Raw genomic sequence first — 14,841 nt, 5'->3', positions numbered from 1 at the left:
CTAATCGACGCTGACGACCTTGCCAGGGTTCATGATGCCGGCCGGGTCGAAGGCGCGCTTGATCCTGCGCATCAGGTCCATTTCGATCGCCGGGCGGATCGAAGCCAGTTCATCGCGCTTCAGCTGACCGATCCCATGCTCGGCCGAAATCGATCCGCCATGCGCCAGCACGAAGCCATGGACGACGTGGTTCATCTCGCGCCAGCGCGCCAGAAAGGCCTGCTTGTCTGCACCGATCGGCTGGGAAATGTTGTAGTGAATATTGCCGTCGCCCATATGGCCGAAGGCGCAGATGCGGGCGCCGGGCATCGCGGCCATCACCGCTTCGCCGGCCTCGCGCATGAAGGCCGGGATTGCCGAAACCGGCACGGAAACGTCATGCTTGATCGATCCGCCTTCCGGCTTCTGTGCGTCCGACATGCTTTCGCGCATATGCCAGAGCGCCTTCTGTTGCGCGACCGAAGAGGCGACCGCCGCGTCCTGAACCAACCCGGCTTCGAAGCCCTGCTCAAGCAGTGCCGTCATCATCCGCTCGGCGGTCTCGGCCGAATCGGACGTGGAAATATCGACTAGGACATACCAGGGATGCGTCGATTCCAGCGGATCGCGCACGCCCTCGATGTTGCGGGCGGTAATCTCGACGCCGAAGCGTGGCATCAGCTCAAAGCCCGTCAGCGAGGAGCCGCAAAGGCTGGACGCCAGGTTGAAGAGCGCAAGGGCATCCTCGACCGAGTTAAGGCCCGCGAACGCGACCTGCTTGCCAAGCGGTTGCGGAAAGAGCTTCAGCACCGCGCCGGTGATGATGCCGAGCGTGCCTTCAGCGCCGATGAAGAGGTCGCGCAGATCGTAGCCGGTGTTGTCCTTCTTGAGGCGACGCAGTCCGTTCCAGATTTCGCCGGTGGGCAGCACGACCTCGAGGCCGAGGCAGAGCTGGCGCATGTTGCCATAGGCAAGCACGGCGGTACCGCCGGCATTCGTCGAGAGATTGCCGCCGATCCGGCACGAGCCCTCGGAGCCAAGGGACAACGGAAACAGCCTGCCGTGCGCCTCTGCGGCCTTCTGCACGTCTGCGAGGATCGCGCCGCCATCGGCGACCAGAATGTTGGCTACCGGATCGACATCCCGAACCTTGTTCATGCGTTCGAGCGAAATTATGATGTCGGACTTGCCCTCGCGCGGCGTCTGGCCGCCGACGAGACCCGTGTTGCCCGTTTGCGGCACGACGGCAGTTCCGGTCTCGGTTGCGAGCTTCAGGATCGCCGACACTTCTTCGACGGAGCCGGGCTTCAGAAGGAGAGGCGAGGAGCCATGGTAAAGGCCGCGGTTTTCGATGAGATGCGGCGCGAGATCCGCCTCGCTGCGAAGCGCGTGTTTCTCGCCGACGATGGCGGCGACGCGGTCGAGAAGTTCGGGAGAAACGCTGCTCATCGAAACGTGGTCCTTTTCGCTATTCGCGTGGCGCGGCAGCGCGGCGCAGCCGGTCGTTAATTGCCTCGCCAAGTCCTTCGTCGGGGATGGCTGAAAAGGCGATCGTCGAGGCGCCGCTGGCATCGGCCCTCTTCATATAGTCGAACAGATTGGCCGCTGCCTCGGCAAGATCCCCGTCGCGGCTGAGATTGAGCACGATCTTTGCATCATCGGCGCCGGCAACGGAGGTCTTGCCGAAGGCAATTAATGCCTCGGTGGAATCGACATGCGTCGCGTCCAAGCGGACACTTGCGCCAGGCGCATAGTGCGACGCCAACATCCCGGGCGCCTCGATGGCAGCAGACGCCTTCCGAGATCTCAGAAGCTTCTGACCGGCCACGCGTTCGATCTCGGAGGCCGGCAACCCGCCTGGTCTAAGGAGCCGGACTTTGCCGCCCTCGACCTTGACGATCGTGGACTCGACACCGACGGTGCTGGCGCCGGCATCGAGGATCAGCTTGATGCGCTCGCCGAGATCGGCGTCGACATGGGCAGCGCTCGTTGCACTGATCTTGCCCGACGTATTGGCGCTGGGCGCGGCGAGCGGCCGCCCGAAGGCGCGGATCAATTCGCCTGCAAACCCCTTCGGTACGCGGATGCCGACGGTATCGAGACCCGCAGTTGCCAGCGAATGAATGGCGCTCTCGGGTTTCAGCGGCAGCACGAGCGTGAGCGGGCCGGGCCAGAAGGCTTCGGCCAGCGCGCGCGAAACGGGGTCGAACTCCGCGTGTCTTTCGGCCATGGCAAGATCGGCCATGTGGCAGATGAGCGGGTTGAAGCGCGGGCGGCCCTTGGTCTCGTAAATATGGGCGATCGCAACCGGATTGGTGGCATCGGCGGCGAGCCCGTAGACGGTCTCCGTCGGGATTGCGATCGGGAATCCGTCGCCAAGTACCGCACAACCGGCTTCGATAGCCTGCTGCCTGTCCTTTGTGATGTCGATCGATCGTGCCATGCGCTGTCCGGATTGCTGTCCGGCAGTCCTTATGCCTTCCCGGCGATTGGATCAATATCAGAGCGGGCCGATGATGCCGATCAGAGCTGGCGAATGATCTCGCGCAGCTGCTCGTTGCGTGCGCCAAGCAGCAGCACATTCTTGATGGCGATTTGCGGATCGTCGGTCCGGAAGAGCAGGCCGTTGCCCCGCACCGAGCGGTCGATCGTCATCCTTTCGGGCGTATGTTCGCCCGGCTTAATGGCGACGGCGAAGTACATGCGCGAATACTTGACATCGATCTTCTGGAAGAAATTGTCGTTGTCGCCGATGTCGGCGTAGAAATTCGCGATGTAGAACGCCCAGCTGACTTCCTCGTAGCGGGCGAATTTCGTCCGCGCCGCCGTCACATGGCAGTAGCCGAGATGCGGGCTGTCCTCCAGCGTCCGATGAAACAGCATCTTTGGAAACTGGATCGAGTGGTGAAAGCCATTGATATGTTGATGCGTTCTGGCGCCGGCTGTCTCCAGCTTGCGGCCCGTCCTCTCCGCGACTTCGTCATGCGTGAGGTAGCGCCGTTCCTCGGCGAGCCAGTGCGCCCGGGTGCGCGTGATCTTTCCCGTGCGCAGAAATTCGGAATGCGAGGCGACCGGTGCCGCGTTGCGTGCATTGCTGTTGCTGGCGTCGAAATAGCGAAGCTTCGCCATGGTGGATATCCGCATGCATGTCTGATGCGGCAAGGATAGGCAATCATGCTTAATGGTAGATTAAGCATGATTGCCGTCCGCAGATTGGAGGACCTAGTTCATTGGCCGTCACGTCGCAAATACGATAACCGTGGCGATGCCGTGCTGAAAGCCCAAGCATGAATTGGGTTGCGTCGATGTCGTAATTGGCCTTACTTGCCGAGAATGAAGCATTTGTAGGTTGGAGCCGTGTTCGATTCCGCACTCCTTTGTCGCCTGTCGTCATTTTCGAAGCCAATGTCGCTTTACAACCAAACGCCGCGCGCCAGCGGTGTTTAAATGTCTTTCAAGAAAGTCTCCTGACGGAGAGGGAGCGAAGCTTCCGGCGGCTTTCGCCTTCGATCAAGCGGCGGCCCCACCATACGAGGATATGCAGATGGATATTCGCAGCAACGTATTGCGGCAACTCAAGACCCGGCGGGAAGGCTTCAGTCTCGAGCAGCCCTTCTATATCGACGAGGACTACTTCAAGCTCGATATGGAAATGATCTACTACCGCGATTGGCTGTTCATGGGCCATGACTGCGAGTTGCCGAAGCCAGGAGCCTATTTCACCGTTCAGATCGGCGACTATCCTGTCGTCATCGTTCGCGGCCGCGACAACGTCATCCGCGCCTTCCACAACAGCTGTCGCCATCGCGGTTCGCGCGTCTGCACCAAGGAGCACGGTTCCTCGGTTCGCCTCGTCTGCCCCTATCACCAGTGGGCCTACGATCTCGATGGCAAGCTCGCCTTCGCTCGCCACATGGGCGATGATTTCGACAAGAGCGGCTACGGCCTGAAGCCGGTTCATTGCGAGAGCTTCGGTGGCTACATCTTCATCTGTCTCGCCCAGAACGCGCCGGATTTCCAGCCGGTGCGCGACATGGTGGCTCCTTACATGCTGCCACATCATTTGAGCGAGGCAAAGGTCGCCTTCCAGAGCACGATCATCGAAAAGGGCAACTGGAAGCTCGTCTGGGAAAACAACCGCGAATGCTATCACTGTGCGGCCAATCATCCCGAGCTTTGCCGTACTTACCCTGAAGCGCCGAGCGTCACGGGCACGGACGGTGGTGCCGACGATCCCGAGATCGCCGGTCACTGGTCGCGCTGCGAGGCGGCCGGACTGCCGAGCAAGTTCCAGATTTCTCCGGATGGCCAGTTCCGCACGGCCCGCATGCCTTTGATCGAGGATGCCGAGAGCTACACCATGTCCGGCAAGCGCGCCGTCAAGCGGCCTCTTTCGGAGGACGTGACGATCGATCGCATCGGTACGATGCTGCTGTTCCACTACCCGACGACCTGGAACCACATTCTCGGCGACCACGCGATCTCCTTCCGCGTGCTGCCGCTCAGCGCTAACGAAACGGCCGTTACGACCAAGTGGCTTGTGCACAAGGATGCCGTCGAGGGCGTCGACTACGATCTGGCCGAGCTCACCCACGTCTGGACCGAAACCAACGATCAGGATCGCCGTATCGTCGAAGAGAACGCTTTCGGCATCCATTCGCCGGCCTACGAGCCTGGCCCTTATTCGATGCTGCACGAGGGCGGCGTCATGCAGTTCCTCGAATGGTATTCACACTTCATGGTCAATCGCCTGCAGGGCGATCAGGCGAAGCTCTCAGTCGTCGCCTGATCCAAAGGACTCCCTCCCAAGTGGCCCCGCTCTCTGAGAGGCGGGGTCTTTTTTGAGGAGGGCTCCTCAGAAGTCGCGGCGGGTACGGGCCACTTCGCTCTGCGGTATCGAGGAGGTGACGATAGGGTCCGGTGCAATGGCGGGGGTGTCCATAGCAGGCTTTCCGCGCGGCTCCATCTCGATCTTGGCAAGGATGAGCGGCGGGTCGGGCTCGCGCGCAGGCAGGAGGTTGCCGCGCGCCCACATCTTTGCGAGCTCCGCCCGGCTCATCGGCGCGACGTTGACATCGATATCGGTCAGGGTGCCCGGCACGCGGTAGGGGCAGCGGCGCTTGCTGCAGTTCGTTCCGGACGAGAACTGCCACATCAGGTAGTTGTCCCAGTTTCCCATCGGGAACACGCCCTTCACGTCGGGCTTGTATCGCGCATACCAGATCGGCAGGCGTGCCAGCACCGGATAGTCGTTGCGGTAGGCGGCGATGTAACGGGCAGTGTTGTGATTGGTGTAAAGAACCGGATAGCGTCCGGTTCGCGCCCTGATATGGCCTGCGAAAATCTGCGCGTCCTCCAGCGACATGAACTGCTGCGGATCGATGCCTTCCAGATCGAGGACCATCATCTCGTCGTCCTTGGGGTCGGCATAATCGAGGAAATGGTTGGCTTGGTCGACCGGATTACCCGGCCGTGCAAGGTGATAGGAGCCCCACAGCAGGCCGGCCGCCCGGGCAACGAGCCGTCGCGTCTGAAAGAGCTCGCGGCTCACCGCATACTTGCGCCACATGGTCTTGCAATGCGCAACCGTGTCCCCGGCATGATCGCCGGTGCAGGAGAAGCTTTCCGGAAGTCCGTCGGAGGCCTTCGAGACAAAGGCGGCGATACGCTTGTCGGAAAGCAGCGAATCCCAATCGATCGTGTTCAGCTCGTAGGCATCGATGACGAGCGCGTTGTTGGGGTTCTTCCAGGGAGGGATGTTCGTGGCCGCAGCCTGAGACGGAGCCCCCACGACAAGCGCCGGAACCACCAGGCGAAGCAGAAGATTTCTCCAGGATCGCTTCATGGAATGAGCCTGGTGAAAGGCGGTTAATGTCCAGTTAATCCGCGATCGCTTAAAAACGGAAAGTCGCATCAACGGCATGAAAACGGATCATTGGAACGGTTTCATAGCCTTCGCGTTATCATGCGCGCGTATTCCAACTGGGAACCGAGGTTCCATGAGTGGATTTTTTAAGAAGATAGCGATTGCCGCCATATCGTTCGTGACGCTCGCCAGTGGCCTTGTGCCTTCGCAGGCAATGCAGATGCCGGCTTTGCCGCAGGTCGAAAAGTCTGGTGACGTCCAGAACGTGCAGTATTGCCGCGGCCCCCATTGCCGCCCCGGTTTTCGCCCCGGATACCGGCCGGGCTACTATCCCGGTTCTCGCCAAGGTTATTATCCAATGTCTCGCCCAGCCTACCGGCCCGGCTGGTATGGCGGCTACCGCGGCTATCCCTATTACCGAAACGGCTACCGCTACTACAATGGATACTGGTTCCCGCTGGCTGCCTTCGGTGCCGGCGCAGTGATCGGCGGCGCGATCGCCTCGCAGCCGACCTATGTCGCTCCTCCGGCGGCTCCGCTTGCGTCGAGCCACGTGGCCTGGTGCGAAGCGCGCTACCGCTCCTATCGCGTCTACGACAACACCTTCCAGCCGTACAACGGCCCGCGCCAGCAGTGCATTTCACCGTACTACTGAATGAAACAGGCTTGCGTCTCAAGGCCCGGCATCGATGCTGGGCTTTCTTCATTCAAAGAATGCGAACGCGCTTCAGCAGCCACCAGGCCAACAGGATCGAAGCGATGATGAGGGCGAACGCGTATTCCGTCCCTCCGCTGCCTTCGGCAAAGGGCAGGTTCGTCGTGTTCATGCCGAAGAAACCCGTCACCAGCGTCGGCGGCAGCAGGAAGGCCGTCATGATCGACAGAATGTAGAGGTGCCGGTTGGTCTCGGAGGACAGCTTCGAATCGATTTCTTCATGCAGCAGACGCGCGCGGTCCTGCAGGGCATAAATATCGTGATCGACCGTTTCGAGACGGCTTGTGAGTCGTCCCGCGACGTCTTCGAAGCCGAACGGCATTTCGTCGTCGTGCGAGGCCGCGGCCCGGCGCATCAGGGCGAGAACCGTTCTCAGGTGCCTGTGCAGTCTGACGACTGTGCGCCTGACCGGCGCCAGCCGCCGGCGTTCGTCACGCGGCGTGTTGTCGTAGACGAAATCCTCGATAACGTTGAGTTCATCCGTCATCTCCATGACGATCGAGAGCAGCGTGCGCTGGAATTCGATCACCAGGGTCTCGAACAGGTCGACGGGACGTTCGAACTTTGTCGGGTTCTTCTCGACCAGCGCCCGAGCGCGCTCGATGCTGCGCAGCGGCTGCAGACGCGTGGTGATGATGAAGCGATCGGATATCGCAAAATGCAGCCAGCCGAGGTCAGCCGTCTCGTGATCGAACTCGCGCTGACAATCCACGAGCGTGCCGTAGAGCATCTGTTCGTCGACGGTGATCGCGGCATGCGTGTCGCGCGTTATCAACGCCGCCTTGGCATCGTCGTTCAGGCCCTCGATCGTATCGAGCAGGCCGGGAACGCGGGCATCGGCGAGATTGAGGTGCAGCCAGTAGAAGCCGCCGCCGTTCGTGAGTTCCGCCTGCGGCGCGCTGTTTGCAAGGCGTGTCGCCCTGCCGCCATCCGGCGGAAAGCGGTAGGCCCACACGAGTCCCGGTATGTTGGCAGGCAAGGTATCCATGGTGCGCCGGTCCTCTTGCGATGGCGGTCTGTGTCCTTAGAGATTCTCTATGACGGTTGTTTGTGCAAGTGCACAATAGTGCAGACAGCCCTTACTCCCCGCGCATAGCCACCGGAAAGTTTGAAATTGACGTTTACGTAAAAATCAATTAGCTCTGCCCACGGAGAGGTCGAAGGCCGTTTCGCTTGGCGGCCAGGGATGCGAGGAGATCACTGATGTACAAGGCGCCCGTCGAACAGATTTCGTTTACACTGAAGCATGTGGCCGGCTTGGGCAGTGCAATCGAGGCCGGTTTGCTTGGCGATCTCGGCGAAGATCTCGTTGACGCCATCCTTCACGAAGCAGGGCGGTTCGCGACGGATGAAGTGGCACCGCTCGCCGAAATCGGCGACCGCCAGGGCTCGCGCCTCGTCGATGGCAAGGTGGTGACGCCGGATGGTTGGCGCGACCTCTATCAGAACTGGATTGCCGGCGGCTGGAACGGCCTGACCGCACCTGAGGAGTTCGGCGGGCAGGGGCTGCCCCACATGCTGAACGTCGCGGCGCTCGAGATGTGGAATTCCGGATCGATGGCATTCGCGCTCTGCCCGACACTCACCATGGGCGCGATCGAGGCCATCAGCAGCCATGCCTCGGACGAACTCAAGAATATATACCTTGCAAAGCTCGTTTCCGGTGAATGGACCGGCACGATGAACCTGACGGAGCCGCATGCCGGCTCCGACCTCGGTGTGCTCAAGACCCGCGCGGAGCGTCGGGACGATGGCACCTACCGCGTCTTCGGCCAGAAAATCTTCATCACTTGGGGCGAACACGACGCCGCCGACAACATCGTTCACCTGGTGCTCGCCCGCCTGCCGGATGCACCGGCCGGAACGCGGGGCATCTCGCTGTTCCTCGTGCCGAAGTTCCTTGTCAATCCGGATGGATCGCTCGGCGCCCGCAACGATCTCTTTGCCCATTCGCTGGAGCACAAGCTCGGCATCCACGGCTCGCCGACCTGCACCATGATCTATGGCGATGGCAAGTTCGGTGAAGGGAAGGGTGCGATCGGCTGGCTGGTCGGCGAGGAAAACAAGGGCCTCGCCTGCATGTTCACGATGATGAACAACGCCAGGCTTGCCGTCGGCATGCAGGGCGTGGCAATCGCCGAGGCGGCGACGCAGAAGGCGATTGCCTATGCGAAGGAGCGTACTCAGGGTAAGGCGCCGGGCTGGACGGGCGGCGGTATGAGCCCGATCATCGAGCACCCGGATGTCACCCGTATGCTCCTGACGATGAAGGCGCTGACACAGGGCGCCCGCGCGATTTCCTACGCCTGCGCGCACGCCATCGACATGTCGCATCGCGCGACCGACGCCAAGCCGCACTGGCAGGAGCGCGCTGCGCTGCTGACACCTATCGCCAAGTCCTTTTCCACCGATGTTGGAGTCGACGTGGCTTCGCTCGGCATTCAGGTGCACGGCGGCATGGGCTTCATCGAGGAAACCGGAGCTGCGCGCTACCTACGCGATGCACGTATCGCGCCGATCTACGAAGGCACCAACGGCATCCAAGCGATCGACCTTGTCACCCGCAAGCTGACGCTTTCCAACGGCGAGCAGGTACACGGGCTCATTGCCGAGCTGAAGCAGATTGCCGACCAGGTCCGCCACTCCAACCTCGAAGGCTTTGGTGCGACCGCAAACCGGCTCGACGCAGCCACAACCGACCTCAGCGAAGCGACGGACTGGTTGCTGGCGCAGTTGCGCGATGGCAAGACGGCCGAGGCTTTGGCCGGTGCAACACCCTATCAGCGCCTCTTCGGCCTTGTCCTGACCGGTTGCTACCTTGCCAAGGGCGGGCTCGCGCAGTCGCCCGATGGTGGCTCCGAGAAGCGCATCGCGCTCTGCCGCTTTGCCGCGGAGAATCTTCTTTCCGAAATTGCTGCGCTGAAAGACAGCGTCATCAGTGGTGCCGCAAGTCTTGCAGCCGCCAAAATCGTTCTTGTCTGAGGAGCCATCATGACAGACCAGGTCATCGTCGAGCAGGATACAGCCCACCCCGGCATCCAGATCATCCGCATCAACAGGCCGGAAAAGAAAAATGCCATCACCCGGGCGATGTATCGGACGATGGCGGACGCGCTGATCGCCGCCAACCGCGACACGGAGATCCGGGCAACGGCCTTTCTCGGCACCGAAGGCTGCTTTTCCGCAGGCAACGACCTGGGTGATTTCCTGGCCGCCGCCATGGGTGGCGCCATGCCGCGGGAGATCGTTGAGTTCCTCTATGCCATGGTCCGGTCCGAAAAGCCGATCGTCTCCGGCGTGGACGGCTTGGCGATCGGGATCGGAACCACAATGCACATGCATTGCGACCTGACCATCGCTTCAGCGCGCAGCCAGTTCCGCACACCGTTCGTCGATCTGGCGCTCGTTCCGGAGGCGGGATCCAGCCTGCTTGCGCCGCGCATCATGGGACACCAGCGCGCCTTCGCGCTGCTGGCAGCGGGCGAGGGCTTCTCCGGCGAGGAAGCACGGGAGGCAGGACTTGTCTGGAAGGTCTGCGCGCCCGACGAGGTCGAAGCCACGACACTGGCCACCGCCGCCAAACTCGCGGCCAAACCGCCGGAAGCGCTGAAGATCGCTCGCAACCTGATCCGCGGCGACCGCGATGAGATCATTGCCCGCATCGATGACGAGGCGCGCCACTTCTTCGATCGCCTGCACAGCGCCGAAGCGAGGGCCGCCTTCGAAGCCTTCATGCGGCGCTGACGTCGGAATTATTTGAATTTTTGTTAGATTTTAAGCCTGTTTTAAATACCCCTCTAATATTAGGGGCGTGACGGCGCGCAGATGTCGCAGCTGTCCGGGCGCATGAGGTGCTTTGTTCAGCTTTGCCCATTGCCTGCGCATCGAGTAGCCCGCGTTTCGTCAAGTACGGCGCGGGACCGCTCACAAAAGGAAAACCCTTGAAAAAGAAGACGAACTTGATGACGCGCATCCTCGTTGCCGCGTCTGCCGTTGTTCTCGCGGCCTTTGCCGCCTTTTCCTATTACATCAATTCCGTCGAGCGGAGCACCGCGACCGCCGCGATCGAAGCCAACATCAGCTCCTCCGGTGAGCAGGCAGCCAACAGCCTGGCCAACTGGATGAACGGGCGTGTGACGCTGACCGCGATGGTCGCTAACGCCATCGGCCGCGCCACGGATCAGAAAGGCGTCGAAGCCGTGCTCCAGAATGATGTTCTGACGAGCCAGTTCGTCAGCACCTATTTCGGCGACGAGCAGGGCGTCTTCACCATGTGGCCGAAGCTGCCGATGCCGGACGGCTATGATCCGCGCAAGCGCCCTTGGTATCAGGACGCAGTCAAGGCCAACGCGGCCGTCATGACCGAACCATATGTCGATGCGTCGAGCGGCGATCTCATCATCAGTTCCGCTGTTCCTGTCAGCCACATTGGCAAACTGGCCGGCGTCGTCGGCAGCGACTTCTCGCTGAAGACCATGGTGGACATGATCAAGGAGATCGATCTCGGCGGTAAGGGCACGGCCTTCCTCGTCAACAAGAGCGGACAGATTCTGATCCATCCGGACGCGAAGCTGGTGACAAAGACGCTCGCCGACGCATTTCCGGCTGAGACGCCGGCGATTAAAGCGGGGCTGGCCCCGACTGAGTTTGCCGGCAAGGATGTCCTTGTCAGCTTCATGCCGGTCGCAGGTCTGCCCTCGGTAGAATGGTATCTCGGCTTCGTCGTCGACAGCGATGCCGCCTTCGCGTCATTGAACGAATTCCGCATTGCCGCAACGATTGCCACGGTTCTCGCCGTCGGCCTGATGATCGCCGCCATGGCGTGGCTGCTGCATGGCCTCGTGATCCGTCCTGTGACGGATATGACCGCCGCGATGCAGAAACTCGCGGCGGGTGATCTGTTGGTCGCCATTCCCGGCGAACAGCGCCGTGACCAGATCGGTTCGATGGCCGAGGCCGTTGCCGTCTTCAAGAAGAACGCGATCGATCGCCAGCGTCTGGAGGGCGAAGCTGAAACCGGCCGCACACTCACCGAGCGCGAAGGCCGGGAACGCGAGCAGCAGAAGAACCGCGAAGCAGCGGAAATCCGCGATGCAGTCGACGCGCTTGCCAGCGCCCTAGATGCGCTGTCGGACGGCAACCTTGCGCATCGCATCGAGACGCCATTTGCACCACACCTCGACCGCCTTCGCAATGACTTCAACACGGCCGTCACCAAGCTCCACGGTGCCCTGCATGCCGTCGGCAACAACGCTCATGCCATCGATGCCGGCGCCAGCGAAATCCGCACCGCCGTGGACGGCCTTGCCCGCCGCACCGAGCAGCAGGCAGCTTCGGTCGAGGAAACGGCAGCTGCACTCGAGGAGATTACGACGACGGTCAAGGACACGGCTCGACGCGCCGAGGAAGCCGGCAATCTCGTCTCCCGTACCCGCAACGGTGCAGAAGAGTCGGGCAATATCGTTCGCAAGGCTGTTTCGGCGATGACCGAGATCGAACAGTCGTCGCAGAAGATCGCAAACATCATCGGTGTCATCGATGATATCGCCTTCCAGACCAACCTGTTGGCGCTGAACGCCGGCGTCGAAGCAGCCCGTGCAGGTGAAGCCGGCAAGGGATTTGCTGTTGTGGCTCAGGAAGTACGCGAACTGGCACAGCGTTCGGCTAAGGCCGCCAAGGAAATCGAAAGCCTGATCACCGCCTCGAACGATCAAGTTCGCTCCGGCGTGACGCTCGTCGGTGATACCGGCAAGGCGCTGGAGACGATCGTCGGCCAGGTCCAGGAAATCAACCGCCACGTCGATGCGATAGTCACGGCAACCCGCGAGCAGTCGACCGGACTGGCCGAGATCAACACTGCGGTCAACACGATGGACCAGGGCACGCAGCAGAATGCCGCCATGGTCGAGGAGCAGACGGCAGCAAGTCACGGGCTGGCGCAGGAAGCAGCAAAGCTGATGCAGCTGCTTGCCCAATTCAATCTGCAGGCCGCATCGCAAGCTGTTGCATCATACGGCCGTCGCGCCGCCTGATAGATTTCAATCCTGTGAAATCAGAACGCTCGCGCTCGTCGCGGGCGTTTTCGTTGGGAGGCCGCGACTGCAAGGGAAAGCGCTTGCCGGGTCGTGGAGGCGGCGACCAGCGATGATTAAAAAATATTACTTTTAATCAAATCTTACGGATCCTCGTCTCTAGTGAGATCCAATGCATGACGCAGGACGGATATCGTCCGTACCGTTTCCCGATATCACCAAGGCGAGTGACGCGCAGGCGATCGATCCTGATCGGTTGGGCCTTGTCACTGTGGCCGTATGAGACCGCTCCATGTCCAAACTGAAGATAAAAACGCTCCTTCCACTTCTCTTCCTGTCTCTTGTTGTCATTGCCTTGGTACAGGGTGCGATCGCGGCCTTCTCGCTGACCAATCTGGAAGCCAACACCCGGCAGATCGGCGTGCAGAACATTCCGAACACCGAGCGGCTCCACGCGATCGTCACGACGCTGAACGACGTTCGCCGCAGCTACGCCGACTATCTCCTTGCAACGGGCAAGACGGATTTCCGCAACGCCGAGACGACACTGAAGGCCCGCCGCCAGCGTCTCACCACGGCGATTGACGCCTTCGACAAGCAGCCGAAGAGCGACTACATGAACCAGAATTTCGGTCGGCTGCAGAAGGCGCTGGCCAACGATGCGGCACTTGCCGACAAGATCATCGCGCTGGCACTCGACAGCAAACGCAGCCAGGCGAATATCCTCTATCGCGGCGAACTCTCGATGTCCGCCAACAACATCCAGACCCTCGTCGACGGAATGCTCGCAAAGGATCGCCAGTCGACGGATGCGGCGCTTTCTGCCGCTGCCGGCAATTACCACGCAGGCGTCCTGTCGATCGTCGGTGGCCTCGTCGTCGCGCTTGCCGTCGCCGTCGCGGCCGCCTTCCTCGCGTGGAAGCGCGTCTCGCTGCCGATCTCGACGATCGCCGCCCGCATGGCCCGTCTGGCGGACGGCGATCTCGACGCCGCCGTCCCTTATGCCGGGTGCAAGGACGAGATCGGCGACATGGCGGCGGCCGTTGCTGTCTTCCGCGACAATTCCTTCGCACGCCTCGACCTCGAACGCACCGCCGAGCATACCCGCGAACAGGCTCAGCAAGAGCGCTTTCGCAACGAAGCCTCGAAGGCCCGCGAAGCCACCGAGATCCAGAATGCCGTTAGTGCGCTTGCCGAGGCGCTGGGCGCGCTCTCGGAAGGTGATCTCACGCGGACGATCGAAACACCTTTTGCCGATCACCTCGATCGGCTGCGCAGTGATTTCAATGCCTCCGTCGCCAAGTTGCGGGCCGTCCTTCAGGAGGTCGGTGACAATGCTCACGCGATCGACGCAGGTGCCGGAGAGATCCGCACCGCGGCGGACGGCCTAGCCCACCGTACGGAGCAGCAGGCGGCCTCCATCGAGGAAACCGCAGCAGCACTCGAGGAGATCACGACGACCGTCAAGGACACCGCACGTCGCGCAGAGGAAGCCGGCACGCTTGTCACTCGTACCCGTAACGGCGCGGAAGAATCCGGCAACATCGTTCGCAAGGCGGTTTCCGCGATGACCGAAATTGAGCAGTCGTCGCAGAAGATCGCCAACATCATCGGCGTGATCGATGACATCGCCTTCCAGACCAATCTGCTGGCGCTGAACGCCGGCGTGGAGGCTGCACGTGCCGGTGAAGCCGGCAAGGGCTTTGCCGTCGTCGCGCAGGAAGTACGCGAACTGGCACAGCGTTCGGCTAAGGCCGCCAAGGAAATCGAGAGCCTGATCAGCGCCTCCAACGATCAGGTCCGCTCGGGCGTCACGCTCGTCGGCGACACCGGCAAGGTGCTGCAGGCGATCGTCGGTCAGGTTCAGGAAATCAGCCGCCACGTCGATGCGATCGTCACCGCGACCCGCGAACAGTCGACCGGACTTGCGGAGATCAACACGGCCGTCAACACCATGGACCAGGGCACTCAGCAGAATGCCGCCATGGTCGAGGAGCAGACGGCGGCAAGCCACGGGCTGGCGCAGGAGGCGGCAAAGCTGATGCAGTTGCTTGGCCAGTTCAACCTCCAAGCATCCCAGGCTGCTGCGTACAGTCGTCGCGCCGCCTGAGGCAAGCAAAGCTCGGAACGAAAAGGCCCGCACGATCTGAACTGACCCCCGAAGGTTGTTGTCCAACTTTATGGGGTAAGTTCAGAAACGCGGGCCTTTAACTGACTCTGGAATACCCAAGTCAGGGACTTGCGACGGA

11 protein-coding genes are annotated in these 14,841 nt (G+C 61.5%); 6 read left to right on the top strand and 5 right to left on the bottom strand.

The genetic code is table 11. From position 1 onward, the window contains the following. The 3 genes from PMI09_RS11525 to PMI09_RS11515 all read right to left on the bottom strand — a co-directional run bounded on the left by PMI09_RS11525 (nt 1) and on the right by PMI09_RS11515 (nt 3,108). Nucleotides 1-1,428: an FAD-binding oxidoreductase gene (locus tag PMI09_RS11525; RefSeq protein WP_007793256.1), complete on the bottom strand. Its 1,428-nt coding sequence runs from the start codon at nt 1,426-1,428 to the stop codon at nt 1-3. A 19-nt stretch (nt 1,429-1,447) separates the two neighbouring features. After that, a complete protein-coding gene (locus tag PMI09_RS11520) occupies nt 1,448-2,422 on the bottom strand; it encodes an L-threonylcarbamoyladenylate synthase (RefSeq protein WP_007793253.1) in 975 nt (324 codons plus the stop codon). Nucleotides 2,423-2,502: 80 nt separating this feature from the next. Then, a complete protein-coding gene (locus PMI09_RS11515; RefSeq protein WP_007793251.1) occupies nt 2,503-3,108 on the bottom strand; it encodes a DUF6656 family protein in 606 nt (201 codons plus the stop codon). Between the two features lie 415 nt (nt 3,109-3,523). On the opposite strand from PMI09_RS11515, the gene PMI09_RS11510 reads away from it, so the two are divergent. Next, complete coding sequence (locus tag PMI09_RS11510; protein WP_007793249.1) at nt 3,524-4,768, top strand: aromatic ring-hydroxylating oxygenase subunit alpha; 1,245 nt, start codon at nt 3,524-3,526, stop codon at nt 4,766-4,768. A gap of 66 nt (nt 4,769-4,834) precedes the next feature. Here PMI09_RS11510 and PMI09_RS11505 read toward each other — a convergent pair whose 3' ends face one another. Continuing rightward, nucleotides 4,835-5,824, bottom strand: a complete 990-nt coding sequence (locus PMI09_RS11505; RefSeq protein ID WP_007793248.1) for a glycoside hydrolase family 25 protein — start codon at nt 5,822-5,824, stop codon at nt 4,835-4,837. Between the two features lie 154 nt (nt 5,825-5,978). On the opposite strand from PMI09_RS11505, the gene PMI09_RS11500 reads away from it, so the two are divergent. Then, nucleotides 5,979-6,500, top strand: coding sequence for a BA14K family protein (locus PMI09_RS11500; protein ID WP_007793244.1), 522 nt, complete (start codon nt 5,979-5,981; stop codon nt 6,498-6,500). A gap of 52 nt (nt 6,501-6,552) precedes the next feature. Here the strand turns inward: PMI09_RS11500 and PMI09_RS11495 are convergent, their stop codons facing one another. Further along, the gene (locus tag PMI09_RS11495) at nt 6,553-7,548 is read right to left on the bottom strand and encodes a transporter (protein WP_007793241.1); all 996 of its coding nucleotides are present in this window, start codon (nt 7,546-7,548) and stop codon (nt 6,553-6,555) included. A 215-nt stretch (nt 7,549-7,763) separates the two neighbouring features. On the opposite strand from PMI09_RS11495, the gene PMI09_RS11490 reads away from it, so the two are divergent. The 4 genes from PMI09_RS11490 (at nt 7,764) to PMI09_RS11475 (ending at nt 14,702) form a co-directional block, all read left to right on the top strand. Further along, entirely contained in the window at nt 7,764-9,542 is a 1,779-nt protein-coding gene (locus PMI09_RS11490; RefSeq protein ID WP_007793238.1) for an acyl-CoA dehydrogenase, read from the top strand. Between the two features lie 9 nt (nt 9,543-9,551). Beyond that, nucleotides 9,552-10,304 (top strand): crotonase/enoyl-CoA hydratase family protein, encoded by a 753-nt coding sequence (locus PMI09_RS11485; protein WP_007793234.1) that lies wholly within the window; start codon nt 9,552-9,554, stop codon nt 10,302-10,304. A 197-nt stretch (nt 10,305-10,501) separates the two neighbouring features. After that, the gene (gene mcpU, locus PMI09_RS11480) at nt 10,502-12,592 is read left to right on the top strand and encodes a methyl-accepting chemotaxis protein McpU (RefSeq protein ID WP_007793231.1); all 2,091 of its coding nucleotides are present in this window, start codon (nt 10,502-10,504) and stop codon (nt 12,590-12,592) included. A 292-nt stretch (nt 12,593-12,884) separates the two neighbouring features. Further along, entirely contained in the window at nt 12,885-14,702 is a 1,818-nt protein-coding gene (locus PMI09_RS11475) for a methyl-accepting chemotaxis protein (protein ID WP_007793228.1), read from the top strand. Nucleotides 14,703-14,841: the final 139 nt, after the last annotated feature.

This window comes from Rhizobium sp. CF122 (assembly GCF_000282035.1).
Classification (GTDB): Bacteria; Pseudomonadota; Alphaproteobacteria; order Rhizobiales; family Rhizobiaceae; genus Rhizobium.
The sequence above is the reverse complement of the archived record's forward strand: the minus strand, read 5'-3'. Positions and strand labels throughout refer to the sequence as shown.